General features: G+C 65.2%; 27 protein-coding genes. 4 read left to right on the top strand and 23 right to left on the bottom strand.

Translation table 11 applies throughout. The features are described from left to right. Positions 1-87: 87 nt before the first annotated feature. Positions 88-381, bottom strand: a complete 294-nt coding sequence (locus OX460_RS10780; protein ID WP_289898635.1) for a hypothetical protein — start codon at positions 379-381, stop codon at positions 88-90. A 171-nt stretch (positions 382-552) separates the two neighbouring features. Here OX460_RS10780 and OX460_RS10775 point away from each other — a divergent pair, with 171 nt between their 5' ends. Continuing rightward, on the top strand, positions 553-1506 hold the full coding sequence (locus OX460_RS10775) for a chemotaxis protein (RefSeq protein ID WP_070281275.1): 954 nt from the start codon (positions 553-555) through the stop codon (positions 1504-1506). Between the two features lie 71 nt (positions 1507-1577). Here OX460_RS10775 and OX460_RS10770 read toward each other — a convergent pair whose 3' ends face one another. Then, positions 1578-2474: an SMP-30/gluconolactonase/LRE family protein gene (locus OX460_RS10770; protein ID WP_289898634.1), complete on the bottom strand. Its 897-nt coding sequence runs from the start codon at positions 2472-2474 to the stop codon at positions 1578-1580. 14 nt (positions 2475-2488) lie between these two features. Beyond that, on the bottom strand, positions 2489-4153 hold the full coding sequence (gene pgi, locus OX460_RS10765) for a glucose-6-phosphate isomerase (RefSeq protein WP_289898633.1): 1665 nt from the start codon (positions 4151-4153) through the stop codon (positions 2489-2491). A 336-nt stretch (positions 4154-4489) separates the two neighbouring features. Here pgi and edd point away from each other — a divergent pair, with 336 nt between their 5' ends. From edd to OX460_RS10750, 3 genes are all read left to right on the top strand, one after another. Beyond that, a complete protein-coding gene (gene edd, locus OX460_RS10760) occupies positions 4490-6403 on the top strand; it encodes a phosphogluconate dehydratase (protein WP_289898632.1) in 1914 nt (637 codons plus the stop codon). 3 nt (positions 6404-6406) lie between these two features. Then, positions 6407-7036 carry a bifunctional 4-hydroxy-2-oxoglutarate aldolase/2-dehydro-3-deoxy-phosphogluconate aldolase gene (eda, locus tag OX460_RS10755; RefSeq protein WP_035821279.1) on the top strand — a complete coding sequence of 210 codons (630 nt, stop codon included), beginning with the start codon at positions 6407-6409 and terminating at the stop codon, positions 7034-7036. A gap of 188 nt (positions 7037-7224) precedes the next feature. Then, positions 7225-7737: a Rhs element Vgr protein gene (locus OX460_RS10750; RefSeq protein ID WP_289898631.1), complete on the top strand. Its 513-nt coding sequence runs from the start codon at positions 7225-7227 to the stop codon at positions 7735-7737. An 8-nt stretch (positions 7738-7745) separates the two neighbouring features. Here the strand turns inward: OX460_RS10750 and OX460_RS10745 are convergent, their stop codons facing one another. The 20 genes from OX460_RS10745 to OX460_RS10650 form a co-directional block, all read right to left on the bottom strand. Further along, the gene (locus OX460_RS10745; RefSeq protein WP_289898630.1) at positions 7746-8768 is read right to left on the bottom strand and encodes a LytR C-terminal domain-containing protein; all 1023 of its coding nucleotides are present in this window, start codon (positions 8766-8768) and stop codon (positions 7746-7748) included. A 13-nt stretch (positions 8769-8781) separates the two neighbouring features. Next, positions 8782-9732, bottom strand: coding sequence for a type II secretion system F family protein (locus tag OX460_RS10740; protein WP_289898629.1), 951 nt, complete (start codon positions 9730-9732; stop codon positions 8782-8784). Positions 9733-9751: 19 nt separating this feature from the next. Next, positions 9752-10726: a type II secretion system F family protein gene (locus tag OX460_RS10735; RefSeq protein WP_099666902.1), complete on the bottom strand. Its 975-nt coding sequence runs from the start codon at positions 10724-10726 to the stop codon at positions 9752-9754. A gap of 10 nt (positions 10727-10736) precedes the next feature. After that, positions 10737-12104: a CpaF family protein gene (locus OX460_RS10730; RefSeq protein WP_099379045.1), complete on the bottom strand. Its 1368-nt coding sequence runs from the start codon at positions 12102-12104 to the stop codon at positions 10737-10739. A 45-nt stretch (positions 12105-12149) separates the two neighbouring features. Continuing rightward, positions 12150-13301 (bottom strand): AAA family ATPase, encoded by a 1152-nt coding sequence (locus OX460_RS10725; protein WP_099666903.1) that lies wholly within the window; start codon positions 13299-13301, stop codon positions 12150-12152. 22 nt (positions 13302-13323) lie between these two features. Beyond that, a complete protein-coding gene (locus OX460_RS10720; protein ID WP_099666904.1) occupies positions 13324-13842 on the bottom strand; it encodes a TadE family protein in 519 nt (172 codons plus the stop codon). Between the two features lie 10 nt (positions 13843-13852). Continuing rightward, a complete protein-coding gene (locus tag OX460_RS10715; RefSeq protein WP_289898628.1) occupies positions 13853-14320 on the bottom strand; it encodes a TadE/TadG family type IV pilus assembly protein in 468 nt (155 codons plus the stop codon). A gap of 7 nt (positions 14321-14327) precedes the next feature. Next, the gene (locus OX460_RS10710) at positions 14328-15875 is read right to left on the bottom strand and encodes a TadE/TadG family type IV pilus assembly protein (protein WP_289898627.1); all 1548 of its coding nucleotides are present in this window, start codon (positions 15873-15875) and stop codon (positions 14328-14330) included. Between the two features lie 46 nt (positions 15876-15921). Further along, positions 15922-16200, bottom strand: coding sequence for a pilus assembly protein (locus OX460_RS10705; RefSeq protein WP_099666907.1), 279 nt, complete (start codon positions 16198-16200; stop codon positions 15922-15924). A gap of 9 nt (positions 16201-16209) precedes the next feature. Beyond that, complete coding sequence (locus OX460_RS10700; RefSeq protein ID WP_099666908.1) at positions 16210-17796, bottom strand: type II and III secretion system protein family protein; 1587 nt, start codon at positions 17794-17796, stop codon at positions 16210-16212. Positions 17797-17818: 22 nt separating this feature from the next. Further along, the gene (gene cpaB, locus OX460_RS10695) at positions 17819-18667 is read right to left on the bottom strand and encodes a Flp pilus assembly protein CpaB (RefSeq protein ID WP_099666909.1); all 849 of its coding nucleotides are present in this window, start codon (positions 18665-18667) and stop codon (positions 17819-17821) included. Further along, entirely contained in the window at positions 18664-20010 is a 1347-nt protein-coding gene (locus OX460_RS10690) for an ATP-binding protein (RefSeq protein ID WP_289898625.1), read from the bottom strand. Before OX460_RS10690 ends, cpaB begins: the two co-directional genes overlap by 4 nt. Positions 20011-20043: 33 nt before the next feature. Continuing rightward, on the bottom strand, positions 20044-20664 hold the full coding sequence (locus OX460_RS10685) for a methyltransferase (RefSeq protein WP_251350348.1): 621 nt from the start codon (positions 20662-20664) through the stop codon (positions 20044-20046). Positions 20665-20704: 40 nt separating this feature from the next. Next, a complete protein-coding gene (locus tag OX460_RS10680) occupies positions 20705-21292 on the bottom strand; it encodes an A24 family peptidase (RefSeq protein WP_289898624.1) in 588 nt (195 codons plus the stop codon). Next, on the bottom strand, positions 21289-22359 hold the full coding sequence (locus tag OX460_RS10675; protein WP_289898623.1) for a phosphatase PAP2 family protein: 1071 nt from the start codon (positions 22357-22359) through the stop codon (positions 21289-21291). The genes OX460_RS10680 and OX460_RS10675 overlap by 4 nt, the downstream gene beginning before the upstream one ends. After that, complete coding sequence (locus tag OX460_RS10670) at positions 22356-22529, bottom strand: Flp family type IVb pilin (protein ID WP_077407717.1); 174 nt, start codon at positions 22527-22529, stop codon at positions 22356-22358. Before OX460_RS10670 ends, OX460_RS10675 begins: the two co-directional genes overlap by 4 nt. A 94-nt stretch (positions 22530-22623) precedes the next feature. After that, positions 22624-22806, bottom strand: coding sequence for a Flp family type IVb pilin (locus OX460_RS10665; RefSeq protein WP_035821247.1), 183 nt, complete (start codon positions 22804-22806; stop codon positions 22624-22626). Positions 22807-22876: 70 nt separating this feature from the next. Beyond that, positions 22877-23023, bottom strand: coding sequence for a hypothetical protein (locus OX460_RS10660; RefSeq protein ID WP_158300249.1), 147 nt, complete (start codon positions 23021-23023; stop codon positions 22877-22879). A 255-nt stretch (positions 23024-23278) separates the two neighbouring features. Beyond that, complete coding sequence (locus OX460_RS10655; protein ID WP_251350351.1) at positions 23279-23980, bottom strand: response regulator transcription factor; 702 nt, start codon at positions 23978-23980, stop codon at positions 23279-23281. Beyond that, on the bottom strand, positions 23977-25644 hold the full coding sequence (locus tag OX460_RS10650; protein ID WP_180278712.1) for a histidine kinase: 1668 nt from the start codon (positions 25642-25644) through the stop codon (positions 23977-23979). The genes OX460_RS10655 and OX460_RS10650 overlap by 4 nt, the downstream gene beginning before the upstream one ends. Positions 25645-25677: the final 33 nt, after the last annotated feature.

The raw sequence follows: 25677 nt of genomic DNA, 5'->3' as shown, positions 1-25677 counted from the left end.
TCGTCGCAAAAGTAAAAGGGCCGGAGCGGGGAGGAAGCCGACCGGAAGTGCCAGTCTGTCGCTACTATAATCGATGGTGTAAATTTACTACGTAGAACAGGCAATTGCAAGAAATTTTACTACATTCCCTCCGCTGCCGTCGCCATTTTGCCCGGTATGCATGCCAGCGATGCCGGCATGGCCATTATATGCCGTTCGCCGGCGCCGGCGCAGCGTCCTGCTTTTCATTGGCTTTTCAAAGCAACCATGGTTGCTAGGGAAATTTTCGATTCTCTCCATCATCATTTGCGCTGTAGCAACAAGCAAATCAAGAAATACTGTCAGGATCGCTGTTGGCAGCGTAAAGTAGCTTTGAGGAAAGTAAAAAACCGTATAATTCATGCTCGAATCGATAGCAACTATTGGTTGTAAGAAATTGTACGATATACACTGCACCGCTAGCGCCGGCCATGCCCCGAACCCGCCATCCGACGTCCATGCGACGTGCAGTCCGCACTGTCCGCAGCATCAGGGCAGGCGACTTAACTTTACAAGACGGCTCAAGGGGACACAATGAATTCAATGCAGCAAGATGTCGATGAACGCACCAGCCTGACAGGCAATAACAAATTCGAACTGTTCCTGTTCAAGCTGGGCACCAGTGATCACTCGACCAGCCGCGAACTATTCGGCATCAATGTGTTCAAAGTCCGTGAAATCATGGAAATGCCGGCCATCACGGCCGTAGCCGGTTCGCACCCCCACATGCTGGGCGTGGTCAACATCCGTGGCCAGATCGTGCCTGTGATCGATTTGCCGATGGCGGTCGGCTGCAAGAGCAATGGTTTGAAGATCCTGATGGTGACCGAATTTGCCCGCTCGACACAGGCGTTTGCCGTGGAAGAGGTCGATGAAATCGTGCGCCTGGAATGGAATCAGGTGCTGTCGGCCGAATCGAGCGTCGGCGGCGGCCTCGTCACCAGCATCGCGCGCCTCGATGGCGACACGGACAAGACGCGTCTGGCCCAAGTGCTTGACGTGGAACAAATCCTGCGCAACGTGCTGCCGTCGGGCGACCCGGACGTGGACGAGAACAGCATCGGCCCGCAAGTGCGCTTGCCGGCCGGCGCCGTGATCCTCGCGGCCGACGATTCCTCGCTGGCCCGTTCGCTGATCGAGAAGGGCCTCGAAGCGATGGGCGTGCCTTTTATCATGACCAAGACGGGCAAGGAAGCGTGGGAGCGCCTGCAGGCGATCTCGGCCCAGGCCGCCACGGAAGGCAAGACGGCGAAGGACAAGGTCGCGCTGGTGCTGACCGACCTGGAAATGCCGGAAATGGATGGCTTTACCCTGACGCGCAACATCAAGAACGATGGCCGCTTCGCCAACATCCCTGTGGTGATCCACTCGTCGCTGACGGGGTCGACCAACGAAGACCACGTCAAGGGCGTGGGCGCCGATGGTTATGTCGCCAAGTTTGTGGCGGCTGAACTGGCGGAGACGATCCGTAAAGTGCTGGCGCGCTGATTTGCGCGCTTGCATGTGAAAAAGCGCCGGTACCCGCGAGGGTCCGGCGCTTTTTTTATGCGGGCAAACGATTACGCCTGATACAGGTGTTCCGGCTGTCCCGCCACGTCCACGCGCACGGACAGCACGTGGCCGCTCAAAGGGTGGTTGGCAATTTCCTCTGCCGAGCGGTTATGGCTGGCGCTGGTGATGTACAGGGTGCGCAGGTCCGGGCCGCCGAATGTCACCATGGTGGGGCAGCGCACGGGCACGGCGATTTCGCCCAGCAGATGGCCATCGGGGGCGAAGCGCAAGATCTTGCCGCCTTCAAACATGGCCGACCAGTAATTGCCTTCGCTGTCGACGGCCGCGCCATCGGGGCGCCCGCCGTAATCAAAGGCTTTCTTGTCCGTGGAAAAACGCTGGAATGGTTGCGGCGCGGAAATGGCTCCACTCGTCGCGTCGAAATCGAAGCGGTCGATGCGGTGCGTGGTGGTATCCGAGTGGTACATGGTGCGCTTGTCCGGGGAAAAGCCCAGGCCGTTCGATACGGTCATGCCGCCCGACCAGACCTTGCGCACATTGCCCTTTTCCAGCACGAACATTTCTGCCGCATCAGCGTTGCGCGGCTCAAAAATCGTGCCGACCCAGAAACGTCCGGCAGGATCGACCTTGCCATCGTTGAAGCGCGTGGTGGCCATGTCGAACGGCGCCGGGGCGATTTCCGCCAGGCTGCCCGTCTTCGTGTCGAGGTGGGCAAAGCCGCTGCGCAAGGCCACGATCAGGCCGCCGCCCGCGTTGATGGCCAGCGCCGACGGTTCCGTCGGCATGCTCCACTGTTCATGCTTGCCGCTGGCGGGGTGCAGGCGGTGCACGGCGCGGCCATCGATGTCGACCCAGTACAGGGCCGCTTCCTTGCCATGCCATAGCGGGCATTCGCCCACTTGCATGGCTTTGTCGCTGACTACTTTGATTTCGTAAATGTTCATAAACCTCAATTAAGTTAATACGCCGCCTTGGCGGCTTTCGCCAGGGCAATCAAGCCATTGGTCGAGCTGTCGTGATGGTCGGGACGGGCTTCACCCGTCAGTTCGGCCTGGATTTTCTTGGCCAGCACCTTGCCCAGTTCCACGCCCCACTGATCAAAACTGTTGACGTTCCACAAGACGCCCTGCACGAAGGTCTTGTGTTCGTACAGCGCGATCAGGGCGCCCAGGGTGGTCGGGGTCAGCTGGTCCATCAAAATGGTATTGCTGGGGCGGTTGCCGGGGAAGGTCTTGTGCGGCACCAGCGCTTCGATCTCGCTGTCCGGCAAGCCTTGCGCCTGCAAGTCAAGACGCACTTCCTCGCCCGTCTTGCCCGTCATGAAGGCTTCCGACTGGGCGAAGCAGTTCGCCAGCAGGGCGTCGTGATGGCCCGGCAAATCGTGCGTGGCGCGCAGGGCGGCGATGAAGTCGATGGGCGTGATGTCGGTGCCCTGGTGCAGCAGCTGGAAATACGCGTGCTGCGCATTCGTGCCGCAATCGCCCCAGATGACGGGGCCGGTCGGTACGTCGACGGGCACGCCATCCTTGGTGACGCGCTTGCCGTTGCTTTCCATGTCCAACTGTTGCAGATAGGCAGCAAAGCGGCTCAAGTCCTGGTGGTACGGCGCGATGGAAACGGAGCCGCAATCGAGGAACTGGCGGTTCCAGAAGCCCACCATGGCCAGCACCACGGGCATGTTCTGTTCCAGCGGGGCCTGGCGGAAGTGCTGGTCCATCGCATGCGCGCCGGCGAGGAAATCGCTGAAGTATTCAAAGCCGACGGACAGCGCCACGGCCAGGCCGATCGACGACCAGACGGAATAGCGGCCGCCGACCCAGTCCCAGAACGGGAACATGTTGTCCGGCGAAATGCCGAAGTCGACGATGGCTTGCGTGTTGGTCGAGACAGCCACAAAATGCTTGGCCAAGTCGCGTTCTTCGCCTTCGAGCAGGAACCAGGCGCGCGCCGTGTTGGCGTTGAGCATGGTTTCAGCCGTAACGAAGGTTTTCGAGGCGACGATGAACAGCGTCGTTTCCGGGTCGACTTTCGACAGGGTTGCTTCCATGTCGTGCCCGTCGACGTTGGAAACAAAGTGCATTTCCAGGCCCGGGTTGGCGTAGGAGCGCAGCGCCAGGCACGCCATTTTCGGGCCCAGGTCCGAGCCGCCGATGCCGATGTTGACGATGTCGCAAATCGGCTTGCCCGTGTAGCCGAGCCAGCTGCCATTGCGCACCTTGTCCGTAAACGCCTTGACGCGTTGCAGCACATCTTGCACGTCGGCATCGATATCCTGGCCATCGACCACCAGCTTTGTGCCGCGTGGCGCGCGCAAGGCGGTATGCAGAACGGCCCGATGTTCGGTAAGATTGATTTTCTCGCCAGTGAACATGGCTTCGCGCTGCGCTTCCACGCCGCGCTCGCGGGCCAGGTCCATCAGCAGGCCCATGGCGGTGGCGTCGATCCGGTTCTTCGAGTAATCGAGCAGCAGGCCGGCCGCATCCACCGTCATGCTGGCAAAGCGCGCGGGGTCGGCCGCGAACAACTGGCGCAGATGCACGTCGCGCAGGCTGGCGCTGTGCGCTTGCAGGGACTGGAAACTGGCGGTGGCGGTGATGGCAGGAGTAGGTGCTGGCTGGCGCATGGCGGTCGGCTTGGGTGCTTGTCTCGGTTGAAAGGAGCGCGGCGCGTTCGGGGTGGCGAACTGCGGATCCGGCGTTGATGTGAGAATAATACATCAGAAAAACGTAATTTCACTACAGTTTGTGATGTGAAGCTGATTTTGTTGTGCTTTTTTTAGCGATTGCGCCAGTGGTATACAAGAGAGGAGTTGGCCGGTGCTGATACGCGATATTGACCGGGTTTGCTTTGATACGCCGCAATCCGTGGCTTATTTGTGTTGTTGGCCCATGCAAGAGTGCTTCTTCTTCGTCATTTTGTAGTAAAATTTCACGAAATACTCATTTTTAAGGAAATCCATATGGCGCTGCATCCAGTAGTCGAATCCGTAACAGCGCGCATCATCGCGCGCAGCCGGCCATCGCGCGGCGCCTATCTGGCGCATCTGGATGCGGCCCGCATCCAGGGCGTGCAGCGCGGCGCCCTGTCGTGCACCAACCTGGCGCACGGCTTTGCCGCCTTTCCCGCCAACGACAAGCTGTCGCTGAAGGAATACAAGAAGCCGTCCGTGGCGATCGTTTCCTCGTACAACGACATGCTGTCGGCGCACCAGCCGTTTGAAGGCTTCCCGCAGATTATCAAGCAAGCCGTGCGCGAAGTGGGTGCTGTCGCCCAGTTCGCCGGCGGCGTGCCTGCCATGTGCGATGGCGTGACGCAAGGCCAGCCGGGCATGGAACTGTCGCTGTTCTCGCGCGACACCATCGCCATGTCGACGGCCGTGGCGCTGTCGCACAATATGTTCGACTCGGCCCTGTACCTGGGCGTGTGCGACAAGATCGTGCCGGGCCTGTTGATCGGCGCGCTGCACTTCGGCCACTTGCCGGCCGTCTTCGTGCCGGCCGGTCCGATGACGTCGGGCCTGTCGAACCAGGAAAAAGCCAAGGTGCGCCAGCTGTATGCGCAAGGCAAGGCCACGCGTGAAGACTTGCTCGAAGGCGAGTCGAAAGCCTACCACGGCGCAGGTACCTGTACCTTCTACGGTACGGCGAACAGCAACCAGATGCTGATGGAAGTGATGGGCCTGCATTTGCCGGGCGCTGCCTTCATCACGCCGAATACGCCGCTGCGCGATGCGCTGACCGCCGCTGCCGCCCAGCGCGCCGCCGGCATTACGGCGCAAAGCGCCAATTACTTGCCGGTCGGCCATATTGTCGACGAGAAATGTATCGTCAACGCCGTCGTGGGCTTGCTGGCCACGGGCGGTTCGACCAACCATACCTTGCACCTGGTGGCCATCGCCAAGGCGGCCGGCATCGTCATCGACTGGAACGATTTCAACGAGCTGTCGGCCATCGTGCCGATGCTCACGCGCATCTACCCGAACGGCGACGCCGACGTGAACCATTTCCACGCGGCCGGCGGCACGGGTTACCTGATCCGCGAACTGCTGGACGCGGGCTTGCTGCACGAAGACGTCAACACCATCCTGGGCCATGGCTTGCGCGCGCACTGCATGGAGCCGTTCCTGGGCGAAGACGGCAAGGTCTTCTGGAAAGATGCACCGGCTGCCAGCGCCGACGAAAATGTGCTGCGCCCGGCTTCGAACCCGTTCGCGCCGGACGGTGGCATGGTATTGGTCGCGGGTAACCTGGGCCGCGCCGTGATGAAAGTGTCGGCCGTCAAGCCGCAGCACCGCACGGTGCAAGCGCCTGCGCTGGTGTTCAATTCGCAGGAAGATTTCATGGCCGCCTACAAGGCGGGATCGCTGGACCGCGACTTTGTCGCCGTGCTGCGCTTCCAGGGTCCGCGCGCCAACGGCATGCCGGAACTGCATGCGCTGACGCCGGCGCTGGCCAACCTGCAGGATGCGGGCCGCCACGTGGCGCTGGTCACCGATGGCCGCATGTCGGGCGCGTCGGGCAAGGTGCCGGCCGCCATCCACGTATCGCCTGAAATCCTCGCCGGCGGCCCGCTGGGCCTGGTGCGCGACGGCGACATCATCCGCCTCGACGCCTTCACGGGCGTGCTCGAAGCGCTGGTGCCGGCCGACGTCTGGCATGCCCGTTCGCTGGTCACTGCCGACCTGTCGCCGAACCACATCGGCATGGGCCGCGAGCTGTTTTCCATGTTCCGTTCCACCGTCAGCGCGGCGGAAGAGGGTGCCACCACCTTCGGCCTGCCGTCGCCGATTCCCACCACCGTCGCCTTGCACGACGCCGACAATGTCGGTGACACCGTACCGGGTTCCGATGAAGACTTTTTGGCTAGGAAATAAGAGATGACCATGACACTACTGGAAATTATGCGCACCTCGAGCGTGATCCCCGTGATTGCGATCGACGATCCTGAACACGCCGTACCGCTGGCGCGCGCGCTGGTGGCGGGCGGCATCCGCGTGCTGGAAGTGACCCTGCGCACCAAGCACGGCCTGGAAGCGATCCGCGCCATGTCGGAAGTGCCGGGCGCCATCGTCGGCGTGGGCACCCTGACCCGTCCCGAGGAATTCGCGCAGGCACGCGACGCAGGCGCCGTCTTCGGCGTCTCGCCAGGCCTGACGTCCGCGCTGGTGGCGGCGGCGAAAAGCAGCGGCTTGCCCTTGCTGCCAGGCGTGATGACGCCCGGCGAAGTGATGGCGGCGCGCGAAAACGGCTTCCAGCAGCTGAAACTGTTCCCGGCCGTGCCGGCGGGCGGCATCGGCATGCTCAACGCCATCTACGGCCCGCTGCCGGACATCACGTTCTGCCCGACGGGCGGCATCTCGCAAGAGACGGCATCGCAGTTCCTGGCGTGCAAGAACGTTGCCTGCGTGGGCGGTTCGTGGCTGACGCCGAAAGACGCGATCGCGGCCGGTAACTGGGACCGCATCACGGAAATCGCGAAAGCGGCCAGCGGCCTGCGCTCGGTTTAGTCGTACCTGACATAAGCTACTGCGCGTCGCCCTTTGCGGCCTGCGATGCTCACCGTGCTCCAGCACGGTTGCGCTTCTTGGCCACAAATCGCTGCCGCTCGCTACGCTTCTGTCAGGAACTTGACGCTTTGATAATGCGGCAGGCTTGCATGCCTGCCGCGCTTTCTTCCCCTCTTCTTATGCGCGTCTTGCGCCGTCCCCTCACCATCGGCGAAACCGCCATGGCCCGCAGCGTCTTCCAGGGCGCCATCGACTACGCGCGCGTACGCGTCGTGCGCGGCTCCTTTCTACCATTCGGCTTGCAGGACCAGAACACGGCGATGACGCCGCGCGGCAGCCTGCACTTCATGCCGGCCCAGTACCGCGACGATTTTTCCCGCGAAGGCAATGGCGGCAAGCTGTTCTTCATCCACGAGATGGTGCATGTGTGGCAATACCAGCTCGGCTACAGCGTGCTGCTGCATGGTGTGTTGCTGGCGCTGTGCGGCGGCTACATCCGGCAGCGCGCCTACCGCTACGACGCGCAGGCGGGCGGCGTCCTGTCCGACTACACCATGGAACAGCAGGGCGACCTCATCGCCCACTACTTCGGCGCGCGCCAGCTGGGCATCCCCGCCTACGTGGCGAAGCTGCCGCAACTGCAGGAGATCCTGCAGGGCTTCCTGCTCGATCCCGCCGACCGCCGCCTGCTGCCACGCTGACGCCGCAGTCACAGTGCCGTGTTCGATGCCAGGCGCGCATCCGGCGCGCGCAGGCTGGCTGCCGCATCCTTGCCCAGCAATAAACGCAGGTCGGCGCCCGTGCCGATGCCGTTATCGCCGGCCGCCTGCAGTTGCGGCATGCCGCCCAATGCCAGGGCCAAGGCGGCCGCTGCCTCGGCGTGGCCGGGACGGTAGACGATGCTGCTGGCCTGGACGCCGTATGGCCGCTGGTTGCCCAGCCGCAGCACGCTGATGCCCATGCCGCCCAGCATGCCGCGCATGCGCGCCGCCATCCCCGTTTCGCCATTGCCGTTGATGACTTCCAGCCGTGGCAGCGGCGCCGCCGGCGCCACCGTTTTTGCCAGGGCTGGCAAGGCGGCGCGCGCCGCCACGGGAGCATCGCGCCAGCTCAGCGCGAAGATATTCGGCTGCAATTGCGTCAGTTGCAGGCGGCTGGCAGGCGCCGCTGGCGCCAGGTCGGGCGCGAGGGACTGCGTGGCGGCATCGCCCGCATCGGCCACATCGACCGTGCCGATGCTGCGCGCCAGCGCCGCGATGGCCAGTTCCAGGTTGGCGCGCGCCGGTTGCTGGCCGTTGTCGAGCTGCAGCGACTGGCGCAGCACGCTGGCCGCCTGGGCATACTCTCCCTGCAGGTACAGCACGTAGCCGAGGTTGTTGTAGGTCCTGGCCGTCGGCGCCTCCTGTGCCAGCGCCTGCAGCATGGTGCGGGCCGTTTCCAGTTGGCCCATCTGCGCGTGCAGCACGGCGGCGCCATTGCGCGCATCGGCCGAGTCGGGTGTCAGCAGCAGGGCTTCGCGGTACGCCGCCAACGCCGCGCGCTGATCGCCCAGTTCCTGCAGGCGCTTGCCCAGCTTGCAGAACGCGGCGGTGCGGGTGGTCGGGCTGTCATCGATGCGCGCCTGGGGTGGCGCAGCGTGACTGCCCTGGCTGGCCGGGCCGGGCAGGTGGCCGCAGGCGGGCAGCAGGCCGGCGCAGGCGAGCATGAGCATCAGGGTGGTGTGCTGTGACATGGCGGTTCTCCGGTCAGTTGCCGCTGCCCATGCTGGGCAGGAGCACGCGGTAAATTTGCAGGAAGGCTGGTCCCATCAGGACGACCAGCAGCGACGGGAAGATGAAAAAGATCAGCGGAAACAGCAGCTTGAGGGCGATCTTCGCCGCTTCTTCCTCGGCCATCTGGCGGCGCTTGGTGCGCAGCTGATCTGACTGCACGCGCAGCGAGGCGGCGATGCTGGTGCCGAAGCGCTCGGCCTGGATCAGCATGGCCACCAGCGCGTCGACATCCTCGACGCCCGTGCGCAGCGCCAGGTTGCGCAGCGCCCGCTCCTTGGTGTTGCCGGCGCGTAGTTCCAGCATCACCAGGTGGAGTTCCTCGGCCAGCACGGTGCTTTTCAGGGCGATTTCGGACGCTACCCTGGCCAGCGCCGCATCCATGGCCAAGCCCGCTTCCACGCACACCGTCATCAAGTCCAGCGCATCGGGAAAGCTTTCGAAGATATCGCGCTGGCGCCGCTTGATCATATGCGCCAGGACAATATTGGGCAGGTAGTAGCCGATGGCGGCGACGATCAGCAGCCAGAACAGCAATGCCTTGCCCGCCATCTGGCTGCCAGAGGCGCTCAGTCCCAGGAACAGCAGCAGGGGCAGGCCGATGGCCAGCATGGTCTTGGCGGAAAAGAACAGGATGGGCGCCGACGCCTGGCGCAAGCCGGCATTCATGAAGCGCCGGCGCATCACGGAGCCTTCCCAGCCCTGGTCGGGAAGCGACAGTTTGGCCAGGGGGCCGCTCAGGCGCACCATGCGCGCCAGCCAGGGGCTGGGCGCCGATGAGGCGCCAGGCGCCGCCGCGCTCTTGCCGGTGGCGTTGTCCATGCGCTGGCGCAAGGGATCGGGTGCAAAGCTGCGCATGGCCACCAGCACGGTGCCGAAGACGGCAATGAAAAGCAGGGCGAGGAAGGCGAAATGGACGGGGTTCATGAGGATTCTCCTTGCGGGCTCAGACACGGATGCGGATGATACTGCGCATGACCAGGACGCCGCACACCATCAGCAGCAGGGCGCCGACGAGCATCTTGCGTCCGCCCGGGTCGACGAACAGCATTTCCAGGAACTGCGGATTGGTCAGGTGGATCATGGCCGCCGCGCCGAAGGGCAGCAGCGACAGGATCCAGGCCGACAGCCGGCCTTCGGCCGACAGCACGCGCACCTGTCCCAGCAGCTTGATGCGCTCGCGGATGATGCGGCTGATGCTGTCGAGCAGTTCGGCCAGGTTGCCGCCCGTTTCGCGCTGGATCAGCACGGCGATGACGAAGTAGCGCAAGTCCGTGCTGGGCACGCGCGTGGCCAGGTTCATCAGGGCATCCTGCATGGCGATGCCGAAATTGACTTCGTCGAAGGTGGCGCGAAATTCCACGGCCAGCGGCGCGTTCATTTCATCGCCGACCATTTTCAGGGCGGTGGGAAAGGCGTGGCCGGCGCGCAGGGCGCGCGCCATCAGGTCCAGCGCATCGGGCAATTGCTGCTCGATGCGCTGCAGGCGCTTGGCCTTGGCGCGCAAGACCACCAGCAGCGGCAGCAGGGCCGCGCCGGCCACCAGGGGCAGGCGCAGCAGCCACGGCACGGCGAAGTAGCTGAGCAGCAAAAACGCCGCGCCGGCCGAGGCCAGCATCACGCCGGCGAAGCTGGCCACGCTCCAGCTCAGGCCCGACTGTTCCAGCAGGCGGTCGAGCGCATGCACGCGGGGCACGCTGAGCAGCACGCGCTGTAGGGCCGGGGTGTCGCTCAGCAGGCGCTTCTTGATCATCGAACTGCCCGCGTCGCCATGCGCGCCGGCCGACATGATGCGCAGGCGGCGCGCGACCCGTTCCGCTTCCGGGCCGCGCGACGTGTTCCACGCCAGGTACAGTCCCTCGATCAGCAGCACCACGGCGATGAAGGTGAGGATGGCGAATACGTAATAGAGATAGTCCATGATGCTCCCCTTAATGGTACTGGCGGGCGGGATCGAACAGGGTTTCCGGCAGGCTGATGCCGAAGGCGCGCAGGCGTTCCAGGAAATGCGGCCGCACGCCGCTGGCATGGAAATGCCCCTGCACCGTGCCGTCCTCGCCGATGCCCGTCTGGCGGAAGGTGAAGATTTCCTGCATGGTGATCATCTCGCCTTCCATGCCCGTGATTTCCTGGATCGAAATGATCTTGCGCTTGCCGTCCGTCAGGCGCGCCACCTGCACCACCACGCTGATGGCGGAACTGATCTGCTGGCGCATGGCTTTCACGGGCAGGCCCGCCGAGGCCATGCTGATCATGTTTTCCAGCCGCGTCAGCGCGTCGCGCGGGGTGTTGGCGTGGATGGTGGCCATCGAGCCTTCGTGGCCCGTGTTCATGGCGCCCAGCATGTCGAGCGCCTCGGCGCCGCGCACCTCGCCCAGGATGATGCGGTCGGGACGCATGCGCAGCGCGTTACGCACCAGCGCCCGCTGCGTCACTTCGCCCTTGCCCTCGATGTTCGCGGGCCGCGTTTCCAGGCGCACCACGTGCGGCTGCTGCATCTGCAGTTCGGCCGCGTCCTCGATGGTGACGATGCGTTCGGCCGTGCTGATGAAGCCGGAAATCGCATTGAGCATGGTGGTCTTGCCGCTGCCCGTGCCGCCCGAGATCAGGATGTTGACCTTGGCCTTGCCCAGCGCCTGCAGGGTGGTGCTCATTTCCTCCGTCAGGCTGTGCTTGAGCATCAGGTCGGCCAGGCGCAGGGGCTGGGCCGAGAAGCGGCGGATCGACATCACGGGACCGTCGATGGCCAGCGGCGGAATGATGGCGTTGACGCGCGAACCGTCGGGCAGGCGCGCATCGACCATGGGGCTCGATTCATCGATGCGCCGGCCCACGCGCGAGACGATCTTGTCGATGATTTTCATCAGGTGGGCGTCGTCGGTGAAGCAGACGTCGCTCAGCTCCAGGCGGCCATGGCGTTCGACATACACCTGGCGGTAGGTGTTGACGAGGATATCGGACACGCCGGGATCGGCCAGCAGCGGTTCGAGCGGGCCGAAGCCCAGCACCTCGTCCTGGATGTCGCGGATCAGCGAGCGCCGTTCCAGCTCGTTGATCACCACATTGTCTTCCGTGAGCACGTCGCTGACGAGGATTTTCAGCTCTTCGCGGATCTGTTCGCGCGACAGGCGCTGCATGCCCTCCAGGTCGACGCGGTCGAGCAGCGCCTGGTGGGTGCGGTGCTTGAGTTGCTGGTAGCTCTGGCTCGATGCGCCCTGGTGCGCGGCATCGTCATTCAGGCTGGCGTCATCCTGGGCATAGCCCAGGCGGTCCCGCAGGGTGAGTTTTTCGGCAGTCATGGTTGGTCTCCGGTAAATAGGGGGTATCAGGCGCGCTGTAGGGAATCAAGCGCGCGCCAGCAGCCGCGAAACCCAGCCTTGCGCGGCGGGCGGGGTCTCGCCGGCCAGGCTGGCGGCCAGTTCCTGCAGGGCGCGCGAGACGGGATTGTGCGACGCCAGCTTGAGGATGGGCACGCCCTGGCTGACGGAGGCCGCCACCGCCTCGTAGTGGTTGGGGATGGATTTGTAGACGTGCTTGCCGTACGCCGCTTCCAGGTCGGCCACGCGGATGTTGTCGCTGCTGGCATAGCGGTTCAGGATCAGGCGGATCTTGTCTTCGCGGTAGCCCAGGCCGCGGAACACGTCGAGCAGGCGCTTGCCGTCGCGCACATACGGCAGCGTTGCCTGCAGCACGGGGAAGATCAGGTCGGCCCGGTCCAGCGCGCGCACGCTGACGGGGTCGAGGCCGCGTCCCACGTCGAGCAGGATGTAGTCGTACTGGCTGCGCGCCAGGGTCAGCAAACGGTCGATATGGTCGGCTTCGACATCGGCCGCATGGGCGGGGTCGTCGGCGGCCGCCAGCACGCTGTAGGCGGGCGTGATCTGGATCATGCTGGCGCTGAGCAGCGAGGCGTCGAGGCGCACGATCTGCTGCGACAGCTGCGACAGGGTGGTGGCCGGCTTGTGGTCCGAGACGAACAGGGCGGCGTCGCCGAACTGCAGGTTCAGGTCGAACAGCGCCACCTTGCGCTGCTCGCCGGCGGCCAGCGCGTAGCCGAGGTTGGCGGCGATGAAGGTGGCGCCGCTGCCGCCCTTGCACGAGACGAAGGCCAGTACCTGGCCCTTGCGCGTGACCTGTTTTTGCAGTTTTTCCTCGATGCGGCGCAAGGCGGCGCACAGGGCTGCGTCGTCGTCCGGCTGCAGCACTTCGCGCACGCCGGCGCGCATCGAGCGCAGCAGGAATTGCGGACTTTGCTGCGTACATTGCACGATGATGGCCAGGTTCGGATGGCGCCCGCCCAGCAGTTCCAGCTGTTCCAGCTCCGCTTCGCCCGTCTGCTCCTGCTCCAGCAGCAGCAAGTCCGGCGTGACGCCGTTGTCGAAGACATCCGGTATGCTCGCCAGCAGCGCGACGCGGTCGGCCGCGCTGCGTTCGCGCAGCAGGCGGGTGAGCCGCTTGAGCTGGGCTTCATTTTTCGAGACGATGACGATATTCACGTGGTACTCCTGGTAAAGGCGTTCAGTTGATCTGGAAGCCCAGGCTTTCGGCGTGCATGACCACCACCGAGGCGGGCACGGCAATATTGAGAAAACCGAACAGGCTGACCATCGGCGTATAGCTGACGTTGTCGATCGACACGCGCACGCTGTCGATGCAGCTGGCCGTGCGCGTGTTGTCGCCGCAGGCCGACAGGTTGTCGCCGGGATCGGTGGGCGGCGAGGTCACTTCGGCGCCGCTCTTGTTCAGGTAGCTGATGGTGATGTTGGCGGCCGTCAGTTCCGGGGCGGCCGGCAGGGCCGTGCCGCCGAACAGGGCCAGCGTCTTGACGGCGTCGGTCTGGTCGATCCAGCGCACCACCGCTTCGCGCGCGGCGCGGCGGCTCACTTCCTGCACCGTGTTGTACAGGTACAGCATGCGGCCAAATTCGAGGATGCCGAACAGCAGGGTGAAAAACAGCAGCGCCACCAGGGCGAATTCGACGGCGGCGGCGCCGTGCTGGCGGCCGGCCCGGGGTGCAAGCGGAAGGCGGTGGCGCATGGCGTTCTCCTTACAGCATGTAGCGCATGGTGGTGCGCGGCGACAGCGGCGTGGCATAGCTGCTGGCCGCGCCGATGACGAAGGGCAGGTACTGGCCCACCGACAGCGTGTAGTTGACGACTTCGACGCGGATGCCGCCCGGCGCCGTGCCATCGGTGCAGCTGCTGTCGTTGAAGCTCGCGTCCAGGCAGGTGACCGTCACGTTGGCCGTGGTGAAGCCGCTGATGCCGGCGCTGACGGCCGCATCGACCACCGTCTGCCTGGCTGCCGGCACGCCCTGCGAGGAGATGCTCGCCTTGGCCTTGACGGACATGTTGCGCGCCGCGTCGCGCGTGGCCTTGGTCAGCGCGTCGTAGTACCAGAAGGCGCGGCCGAAGCCGAAGATACCGGCCAGCAGGGTGACCAGCAGGGCCAGCACGATGCCGAATTCGACGGCGGCGCCGCCGCGCTGCCTGAGGGGGGAATGGGGGATGCGCATGGCCGCCTCACTTGTAGAGTTTGATTTCGGAATTCGGCACGGGCTCGATCAGGCCCGCGAACTCGACGTCGAGGCGCGCGCCGCCGCTGAAATCGGCCTTCATCGTCATGAAGAATTTGCCGATGCCCACGGCATCCATGGCGCCGCACGAGGCCGGTCCCACGGGCGCCGTGCGGCAGTCGACCAGCACCACGTTGAGGATGCGCCGGTTGTTGCGGCCCGGATGGGCTGCCGAGGGCGCCTGGAACGTGGGGCCGCTGGTCTGGTTGTACGGCGAAGGCGGCGTACTGGCAGGAAAGCTTGCACCGGGACTGACGGGGTAGCTGGCCGTGTCGAAGTAGTTCGCCTTGGCCGTGCTGTACATGGGATTGGCGTTGGCGTCCGCGACGCTGTAGGCCGTGCCGGCTTTGGCCGGGGTGGCGCCATTGCTTTGGTAGGCGGGGCCGTAGGACCACAGCACGCCGTAGCCGGCGAACTGCGCCTGGGCCGCCGTCACGGGCGTCGTGAAGGCCGGCGGCAGGCGGTAGTTCGGCTTGTTGCCGGACAGGCTGACCGATTGCTGGCTGGGCAAGGTGCTGGCGCCCGGTTCCATCCAGCCGGTGGGCGGCGAGTTGGCGGCGCTGGCGACGCAGGGCGATCCGCCGCCCTTGCATGGATATTCCTTGATGTTGGTATCGGGCGGCGCCGTGGCGGGGTCGCACACGGAAGGCGAGGAATAATCGTCGAAGCGCGAATTGAGGGCGGCTGCGATCTTGCCGGCGCTCAAGCCCGTGTTCGTGTAGACCTTGCCCGAGCCGCTGCTGACGACGGCGCTGCTGCCCGTGCACATGAACGGCGCGGTGGAATTGGCGCTGGCATGCGACGCGTCGCAGGCGCCAGGGGGCGCGTCGACGGGGTTGATCAGGTAGGGATCGGACGAGCCGCCCAGCGGATTGAGACCGAACAGGTTGTAGGTGACGCCGCGGCGAAAGCCGAATTCCAGCAGTTCCGTCAGGCCCGTGCCGGCCGGTGCGGCCGGATACGTGTATTGCGCCGTCTTGTTGGCCGGATCGACGGCGCACACGCCGATCGGCGTGACGTCGTTGACGAAGCGGCCCGCCACCGCCACGCCCGAGGCGCTGGTGCTGGCGATGCCGGCGATGCCCATCAGGTAGGTGGCGAAGGTCTTGCTGCCCGTGTCGACGCGGATGAAGGTCTGGCCCTGGGGGCTGGTGCGGGCGCTGGCGCCGGACGACCATGGCCCGTCCGGGCTGGGGCCGAAGCTGATGTTGGCGGCCGTGATGGTCAGGGTGGTGGAAAAATCGTAGCGGTTCTTTTGCGCGATGGCGATGGCCTTCGTCTGCGCATTGTCGATGCCGGCGGCGCTTTGATCGAGTTCCACGGCGCCTGCCAGCGCCGAGCTGTCGGCGCCGTTCTGCAGCTCCGTCTTGGCGATGTACAGGTGGCCCAGGTCCAGCACCAGGCCGCCCATGGCAAACAGTACCACCAGGGTCAGCCCCAGCACGATGGCGATCGCGCCCTGCTGCTTGTCGTGCCTGCGGAATGCGGTGTTCATGGCTGTCTCCTGGTGGCCTGGGGGAAGTGCATCGCGGGACCGGCGCCTACTGGCGTCCGCCCACGCCGATGGTGAAGACATTCGGTTGCGGGTCCGGCGCCGCGAACGATTTCTGGTAGCGCTGGTAGGCGCTGGCGCCGGCCTTGCCGTCGATGCCGCTGACGGGGTTGGTATTGCGGTAGGCGTCCGGATACATGATCTGCTGGGCCTTGAGCAGGGCCACCGATTCGCCGAAGTGCGAATCGAGCACGGGCGTGGTGGTGGCGGTGCAGCCGGCCAGCAGGCATACCAGGGCGGCGCAAGGCAGGCAATGAGCGGTTTTCATGGTGTTCTCCTATTTGAGGTCGAAGCCGGCGGCAGGCTGGGGCGCGGCCGCTTGCGGCTGCATGGGGGCTGCTGGCGCTGCGGGGGCGGGCGCAGGGGCGCTGCCTTCCATTTTTCCCTGCATGAACATGTCGCCGCGCGTCGGCTGGATGTAGCCGTCGGTGGGCAGCTTGTAGTCGGCCGGCAGCGGTTTGACCAGGTGCGGCGTGATGATGAAGACCAGTTCCGAACGGTCCGTCTGGAAGTCCGTGCTGCGGAACAGGGCACCCAGCACGGGCACTTCGCCCAGGCCTGGCAAGGCCTTGATATTGCTGGTCACGTTGTTCTTGATCAAGCCGCCGATGGCGAAGCTCTGGCCGTCGAACAGCTGCACCGTGGTGGTGGCGCGCCGCGTCGTAAACGAAGGCAGGACGGCGGTGGCCGAGATGCCGGTGGCGGTGATGCCGATGCCGTCCTTGTTCAGGTCCGACACTTCCGGCGCCACCTTCAGGTTGATGCGTCCCCCTTCGAGCACGGTGGGCGTGAATTTCACGGCCACGCCGAATTCCTTCTCTTCCAGGGTGATGGTGGGCACGCCGCCATTGTTGGTCTGGCTGACGGGGATGAAGATTTTGCCGCCGGCCAGGAAGCTCGCCTCCTGGCCGCTGATGGCCATGATGTTCGGTTCGGCCAGCACCTTGATCAGGCCATCGCGTTTTTGCGCGTCGAGGTTGAAGAAGTTGTTCTTGCTGGCGCCGCTCAAGCCGCTGGGATTGTTGCTGAGCAGGCTGGACAGCAGCGAATACGACCAGCTGCCGATGGTCTTGTTGATGCCCAGGCTGGCGCCCAGCTGGTCGACCAGCACCTTCGACACTTCGGCCACCTTCACTTCCAGCATCACCTGCTGCGGCGCGGCGATCGACAGCAGGTTGATCACGCGCGGCATGCCCGCATCGGGCGCAGGGGCTGGAGCGGCGGCGCCTGCGGCCGGCGCTGCGCCGGAGGTGGCGCCGCCGCTGCGGGTGCTGCGCTGCACATAGGCGTTGGCCAGCGACAGGGCCTGGTCGGCCTTGACGACATCGCTGACCATGCCCGACAGGATCAGGGTGTCGCCTGCCACCGTGACGTGGATCTTTTCGTTCGGCAGCAGCTCGGCCATGCGTGCCTGCAGGCTGCTGCTGTCGATACCGACGGCCAGGTCGATGATGGTGGCGTCATTGCTCTTGTTCCACAAGATCAGGTTGGTGGTGCCGACGGAGCGCCCCAGCAGGTACACCTCGGTGGGGTTGAGCAGGATCACGTCGGCGATGCGCGGATCGCCGACGGACATGCGGCTGGCGGCGAATGGCAGGCGCACCAGGGTCGATTTGCCTTCGGCCAGGCTCATTTGCGGCGCCATCTCGGTGCGGCCGGCGCGCGATTCGCTTTGCGGCGGCGTGGACTTGGGACGGACGGCGGCCCGGCTGCTCCTGGCGGCGCCCGTTTCGGCAGCGGCGGCGGTAGCGGTCGTGGCGGCGACTGGCTCGGCGTGCGCCCGGGGCGCCAGGGCGCCGATGGCGGCGATGGCAAGCGCCAGGCGCAGGCCCCGGATGCCGCTTGCTGTGCGATATGTACTCATGGCTAGGCTCCTCTGGTGCAGGTTAGAATTGTTGGGAGCTGCGTTCCAGCCCCTTGATGACATCGACGCGTGGACCGGCCTGTGGCGCAGCTGCTGCGGCAGGACGGCGGCGGGGGAGCGGCTTGGCTTGCACCATGGCGGCGGGGGCTGCCATGGCGACTTTTTCATCGAGCAAACTGGACTTGGTGGCGCCTTCCGTGTTGACGGGCTTGTCCTCGACCTGGTTGCGCAGCACCAGCGACAGGGTGCCCACGCTGCGCGCCAGGTCGAGTTTTTCTGCCTGCTCCGGCGTCAGCTCCAGGGTCACGGCGTTGACCACCTTGGGCTTGGTGTCGTCGCGGCTCGATTCCTGGGCGATGGCCAGCACGAGGATGCGTTCGAGCACGATCTTGGATATGTTCGGATCGCGGTCCGGTGTCTTGCGCGCCCCTTCTCCCTGGGTATTGACGAGGATGTCGACGAAGTTGCCGGGCAGGGCGAAGCCGGCCACGCCCACCACATCGTTGACGCGCACGGTCATGGCGCGCTTGCCCTCGGCGACGACGGCCGACAGGCCGCCTTGCGTGCCGGGAGGCGCCAGCTTGCCTTCCATGATCGGTTCGCCGTGCTGGATGCTGGTGCGCGTGACGCGCGTTTCCAGCAGTTTCGGATCGTTGACGGCGCCCGGCGGCAGCGCGTTCGATGGCCAGTCCACCATGCGGACCATGTCGGGCGTGAGGCGCGCGCCCAGGCTGATGTCGACCTGGGCCACGGCCACCTTGTTGATGTTGCCCGAGGCTTGGGCATTGATCCAGCGCGCGGCCACGATGACCGCGGCGAACGCCAGGATGACCGCAATGGCCATCATCGTCAGAGCGCGTGCGTTTCTCATTTTGCTTCCCCTTTGTGCTGGACCGCTGCCGATCCGTTATGTGTGCTTGCAAGGTCGTCATCGCTGCCGAAATAGTTTTTCCATGCCCACAGCAGCACTTCCGGATTCAGCTGCGCCGCGTGGTCTTCATAGCGCGCCTGGTCGCACACCTGCGCCAGGATGTCGCGCGGATAGCAGGCCAGCAAGGGCCGCTGGTACTGGCTGTGCAGGTGCAGCAGGTAGGTGTAGGAGGCTTCGTCGAAATTGATGCCCAGCTGGGCGCAGGTGCTGCGGAACACGGCCAGGTAGTGGTAGGCGCTCAGGGGGCCCACGTGGATCTTGTAGCCGATGCGGCGCAGGAAGGAGTCGTCGGCCAGATGCTGCGGCGCCAGGTTCGACGAGAACACGACGATGACGTCGAAGGGCACGGGGAATTTGTAGCCCGTGTGCAGCGACAGGTAATCGATATGCCGCGCCATCGGCACGATCCAGCGGTTCATCAGTTCCACGGGCGAGCAGCGCTGGCGGCCCAGGTCGTCGATGATGAAGATGCCGTTGTTGGCCTTCAGGTGCGGCGGCGCCTGGTACAGGCGGTTACCCTGGTCGAATTGCAGGTCCAGCATGTCGAGCGTCAGCTCGCCGCCCGTCAGCACGGCGGGACGCTCGGCGCGTACCCAGCGCGGGTCGGGCGGCACGGAGCCGCCGTGCGACAGGGTGTGCAGCATGGGGTCGAGGAAGGGCAGCACTTCGCCGTCGACCATCACGGCATGGGGCAGGGCGATGGCGCCGCTGAGCAGGCCGTTCAGGCGCTCGGCCAGGTAGCTCTTGCCGCTGCCGGCGGGGCCGTGGAAGAACAGGGCGCGCCCGGAATTCATGGCCGCGCCCAGCTGGTCGAGCACGGCCGAACTGGCCACCACGTCGCGAAATTCGCGCTGCACGTCGTCGCGGGTGACCTGCATGTCCGCCACGCTTTGCGCCAGCACCTGGTTGCTGTAGTCGGCCAGGGTGACGGGGGCGGGACCGCTGTAGGCATTGCGGCGCATGTATTCGGCGGCGCGCAGGCGGCCCTGGTCGCCCAGCAGGTAATACAGGTCGGCGTCGGTGCCGCTGCCGCCGTTGCGGCGTGCCTCGCACAGCTTTTCGGCGCGCATGAAGGTCAGCAGCGGTTCGAGTACGCCGGCGCCCAGTTTCACGTGCGTCGACAGGGCGGGCAGGCCGATCTGGCCGCGCAGGAAGAGTATCTTGACCAGCAGTTCGACCAGGAACAGGAAGGGCAATCCCGTTTCCTCGACCGTGCGTGGCGCGCGCCTGGCCGCCGGCTCGATGCCGCCGCCGTCGCTGCGTTCTGGATAGGTGTCAGGCATGATAATTACTCCTCTTGCTTGGGTGGCCGGTTATCAGAAAATGAAGGGCAGCAGGCGGTACTTCACCTGCCGCATGTAGACGCGGTAGCGCACGTCGGTGGACAGGAAGCGCTCTTCGCGCAGCAAACGCGCTACCAGCATCAGCATGGCCAGCACGTACACGACGCCGTTCACGGGCGAGGTATTGGCCAGCAGGTAGCCGCTCAGGGAAATCAGGTAGCTGGCATACAGCGGATGGCGCACCACGCGGTAGGCGCCGCCCGTCTTGATTTCGCGCTGCGCCGCCACCAGGCCGAAGCTGCGGTTCAGCGACAGCAGGCCGGCGATCTGCAGCAGGCTGCCGAGGGCCAGCAGGTAGCGCGCGCCGGGCCAGATGGCCATGTCGGCGGGCGAGAGCAGGAAGGGGGCGAAGGTGGCGCCGATGGCCAGCAGCCAGTCGCCCGCATCGGTGGAGACGCTGACGGGGGCCGAGCGCACGATGAAGAACAGGGCGGCGAGGGTTTCGGCGGCGCAGAACAGCAAATAGCTCCAGTCGCCGCCCTGCAGGAATCCCACCACGTGGGCACTGGCGAAGAAGGTCCACAGGCAAGCCATGGCGATGCTGGTGAACAGGCTGGCGTGGCGCGAGTGGCAGAGGGTGGCGAGGGTGTGCATGGTCGGGTCCTGTGGTGGCTGGTCGTCGGAGCGGCGCGTTTCAGCGCAGGCTCCACAGATGGTGGTATTGCAGGAACACCTGCAGCGCGGTGCCGCTGGCAATGGCGAAGGCGTAGGCCAGCTTGCCGGTGGCTGGCGGCGGCTCGGCGATCGTGGCGGCGCCGCCGGCAAGGCTGTGCAGCAGCGCGCCCAGCATCATGTGATAGGTGTTGCGCAGCACCAGGCGCAGGCGGCGGCCTGCCAGCGCGGCGGCCAGGGCCAGCACGCCGCCGCACAGGAAGGTCAGCAGGGCCGCTTCCAGCACCGCATCGGGACCGAGGAAGGCGCCGCACATGGCCATCAATTTGACGTCGCCGGCGCCGAGGGCACGCAGCAGGTACATGGGCAGCAGCAGGGCCAGTCCGGCGCCGGCGCCGGCCAGCGCCTGCAGCAGGCCCAGGCCGCCGAAGGAGGCGTCGAACAGGCCGTCGCCGGATGGCACGAAGCTGTTCAGGATCAGCCCCGCCAGCGTGCCCCACAGCACCAGCAGGTTGGGGATGCGGCGCGTGCGCAGGTCGTGCCACAGCGCGGCGGCGAGCAGGGCGGCCAGCACGGCCAGGCACAGCAGCATGGGCAGGTGGGCGCTCATGATGTCAGTCCTCCCTTGCTCAGGCAGGGCGCCGTGGCCAGGTTCATGGCAGGGGCTGCGGCCTGGCTGCCCAGCATGCGTCCTACCAGGTGCCACACCAGCGCCGCGCCGGCCGCACCCACATAACCGTCGAGCGCATAGTGCCAGCCCAGGTGGATGGAGCCGAGCAGGATCAGCACGGCGAAGGCGGACAGGGCGAGCCCGGCGGCGCGGCTCACTTTCCAGCCCATGATCGCCATCAGCACGGCCGTGGCCACATGCATGCTGGGCATGGCGGAGATGCCCAGTTCGCCATTCGTGCCCTTGCTTTGATAGCCTTGCCACAGCATGTCCTGCACTTGCAGGGCCCAGACGGGGACGTGCTGGTTGGCGTCATGCAGGTAGGCCATCAGCGGCGCATACGGGTCGCTGGCGTGCAGGTGGGCGTAGTAGCAGGGACCGACCGAGGCAAACAGCACGGCCAGGATGCTGCCCAGGGCGATCCAGGTCAGCGCAAAGCTGAGCAGGAACTGCATGCGCAGCAGCGGCCGGCGGGTATCGAGGATGAGCCAGTACAGGATGGCGTAGAACAGGAAGAACCAGAAGTGGTAACTGAAGTTGAGCAGGCCCGTGATGAGCGGGTGGCCCAGCAGCGGCTGCAGCCTTTCCCATGGGGCCTTGCCGCCATGCAGCGCCATGTCCCAGGCGGACAGGCTGGCATCCCAGGTGTACGGATGCAGGCGGGGGATGGCGGCCTTGAAGACGGTGAAGCTGGAGGCGAAGACGGGGATCAGCAGCATGGCCGGCAGCGCGTGCAGCAGGCGCTCGTTGCTCAGGTAGTGGCGCAGATCGTGGTACAGATAGTGGCACAGGCGGTGCGGGCGTTTCACCACCATGACATGGATGGTGTAGCCGCACAGGATGAAGACGGGGCCCGTGAGGATGGCCACGAGGAAGCCGGCCAGTACGTTGAGGGTGTCCGAGGCGCTGGGCAGGCCGCCGGCCAGCAGTGCCGCGGCGGCGGCATACAGCAGCACGATCAGCAGCAGGGCGCGGTGGGTGCGCAGCGAGGCGCGCAGGGTATTCATGACAGGGCCAGGACCACTTGGTCCTTGACGTAGACAAACAGCAGCTTGACCTGGTCACCGAGCAGGGTGATCGTGATCACCAGCACTGCCGCGATCAGGCCCGCCAGCAGCGCGTACTCGATCGCCGTGACGGCGGACTCGTCGGATAAACGGCTGAAGAGAGTTTTCACGATGGGCCTCTGATAGGTGAGCAGGGGGAAACTTGCCTGTGGCATTGACCTGGCGGTAACCGGACTGGCGACGTGCCAGCCCGGAGTACCGTGTTCAGGCGGCAGCGGTATTGGCGGAGGTGAGCTTGGTGCCGATGGTGCTGAACGTTTTTTTCAGCTGCGTGCCGACGATGGTGACGGCAGCGATGATCACTACGGCAATCAGGGCAGCGATCAGGCCATACTCGATTGCGGTGACGCCATCTTCTTCGCGGATAAAGTTTTTGATGAGGTTCATGACAACTCCTGGTGGTGGTTAAGGTACAGCGGTGGGTAAAACGGCATGGCAGCGTTGCTTCCTGGCGCACTCATGGACTTTCGCCCAGTGCCAGCAGTCCGATGATGCAGACCACCGCCATGAGGGCCGCCACAAGTGCATAGCGGTAGAACGCAGCCTTTTCCTTGCCCTGTAAATAGGTGATCAGGGCTGTCGGAAGAAACTTGTCAAAGCGCATGCTGTGCTCCGTGTTGTGGTGGGCCGCGCGGTGATTTGCACTCCGGTAAATCCACTATAGAAGTCGGCACCTTGATCTACATCAGAAGAACATCCTTTTATTGCGAGGAGGAACTGCTTGTTTTTTTCGTGACAATTGTCATGGTCGAGTTTGGCGCGCAGGGGCGAAGGAAGGCCGAGCCGGTGGCTGGCGCAGGGAGGTGGCGGGGAAGGACTTGCGCGGCCATGCAGTGGCCGGGCAGGGGGAGCGGCGGCGTCAGGCGCCGGGCGGCAGTTGGCCCAGCTGGTGCTTGGTGGCGTAGGCGTACAGTTCCAGGCGGTTGTACACGCCCAGCTTGCGGTAGATCGACGTCAGGTGATTGCGCAAGGTGTGTTCGGAGATGAACAGCTGGTCCGCCAGCAGCTTGGCCGGCGTGCCGCTGCCGTGCACCAGCGCGGCGATGATCTTTCTTTCCTTGAGGGTCAGGCTGGCGACGGCGATGGCTTGCGCCGAGCCGCCGCCGGGCTGGGTCAGCTGCGTCAGCATGCGTCCCAGCATCGCGTGTTCCAGCCACAGTTCGCCCTGATACACCTTTTCGATGGCTTTCAAGACCATTTCCGCCGGCGCATCCTTGCTGACGATGCCGCGCGCGCCTTTCAGCACCGTCTGGTCCAGGATGGCCTGGTCGTGGCTGGCCGTCAGCACCAGCACGCGCGTGCTGCCGCACTGCGCCAGCGCGGGCAGGATGGCCAGCGAGCTGATGCCGCCCAGGTCCAGGTCCAGCACGATCACATCCGGTTGCAGCGCCTTCGCCTGCTCCAGCGCCTCGGCGCTGTCGGAGGCCGTGGCGACCACGCGCATGCCCGAGTGCTCGCCGCCGATCAGCCGCTCCAGGCCCCACAGCATGGTCTTGTGATCGTCCACCAGCATGACGCTGATGACATGGCCGGCCGGAGGGATGTGGCGTAAGTCATTCATATGGGGATCTCGATCTGCACGGAGGTGTTGCCCAGCATGCCATGCGTGACGCGGGCGGTGCCGCCCAGGGCGGCGGCGCGCTCGGCCAGCGAGTCGGGCAGGAAGTCGGGGACGTGCGCGGCGGCGCATTCGTTGTCGATGCTGATGTGCAGTGCGCCCTGCACGCAGGTCAGCTTGACGGCGCCGTGGCGCGCCGACGTATGCTTGCGGATATTGCTCATGCCTTCGTTGACGATCTGGAACACTTCGGCCGCCAGGCGGTCGTTGATGTGCAGGTCGCCTTCGATATGCAGGGCGATGTCGATGCCATAGAATTCGCGGATCTGCGTGGCCTGGCGGCGCAGCGCGACCAGCAGTTCCGGCTCGCTTTGCACTTGCCCATTCTTGAACGTGCGCGCGTAGCTGCGCAGGTCGGTGATCACCTGGCCCGACATGATGATCAGCTTTTCCAGCTCCGGCAGCAGCGGGTTGCCCGGCGTGGCTTCGTTGCGCAGGGCGGCCAGGCCATGGCGCAAGCCGATATACGGCTGCACGGCCGTGTCATGCAGGTCGCGCGCGATCTTTTCGCGCTCGCGCGAGGCCGCCTGCGACGCCAGGCGGTCGAGCAGATCGATGTTTTCAATGACGGGGAACGCCTGCGCGCCGATATGGCTGAGAAACAGGGCGTCCGTCTTGCTCATGCTGGTGGCGGACACGATGAAGATGCGGCCCTTGCCATTGCGCAAGGGCAGCGGCGCGCTGATGAAGGCGTGCGCTTCGAGCAGTTCGGCCAGGCGGCCGCCTGCCGCGTCGTCGTGCCGCAGCCAGCGCCCGCTGTCGGGCTCGAGCATGCGCGCGCCGCCTGACCATGGCAGCCAGCGGCCGGCGGGCTGGTTGTACAGGGCGATCTTGTCGTACGGGAAAGCGAGCAGGGGACTGGCCGCATCGTCGCTGAGGATCGAACTCGTATGCACGACGCCCGTGCCCGTATGAATCACGCTGCGCAGCGACCAGACCCGCGTGCCCTTGTCCTGCATGATCAGCAGGCAACTGCGGCCGTTGAAATAACTGCGGGTTTTTTCCAGCACCGAGGTGATGGTCTGGTCGACGCCGAAGCGCGGATTGGACAGCTGGCTGACATCGCGCAGCAGCGCCAGGTGGCTGCGCTGGGTGATGGCCGAGCCGCCCCAGTAGGCGATCATGTAGCCGAGCGCCAGCAGGAAAGTGGTGCGCAACAGCAGGCGCGACAGCTCCGCATCCGTTTCGCCGAACAGGGCGGTGGCGGCAAACAGGCCGGCCGAGGCCAGGGTGACGCGCGCGCCTTCCTCGAAGCCCCGCTGGAACGACGAGGTCAGGATGGCAAAGAAAAAGAACAGGAAGAATAAATTGTTGTGGCTGCTGGTGGAAAACACGATCAGCGCATACCAGGCCACGTCCAGCCAGTACAGCAAGATATCCTGCGGCAGGCTGAGGCCCAGCAGGGTCAGCAAATAGAGCAGCAGGCTGTGCATGGTGTAGGCGGAAAAGATCAGCCAGGTGATCTTGCTCAGCTTGCCGGCGCTTTCGGGGTCGATGAACAGGGTCAGCAAGGTGGCGCTCGACAGCAGCAGGCGCATGCCGTTCACCATGGTCGTATCCATGCCGGCACCCGGCAAGCCGGATATGAGGGGAGGATCGAGATTCACAAGCGCTCCTGGCCATGTCCCGCATGGGTGGGC

Source organism: Janthinobacterium sp. SUN033, from assembly GCF_030397595.1.
In the GTDB taxonomy this organism is placed as follows: Bacteria; Pseudomonadota; Gammaproteobacteria; order Burkholderiales; family Burkholderiaceae_D; genus Janthinobacterium; species Janthinobacterium kumbetense.
This window is presented reverse-complemented; position numbering and strand designations above follow the sequence as displayed.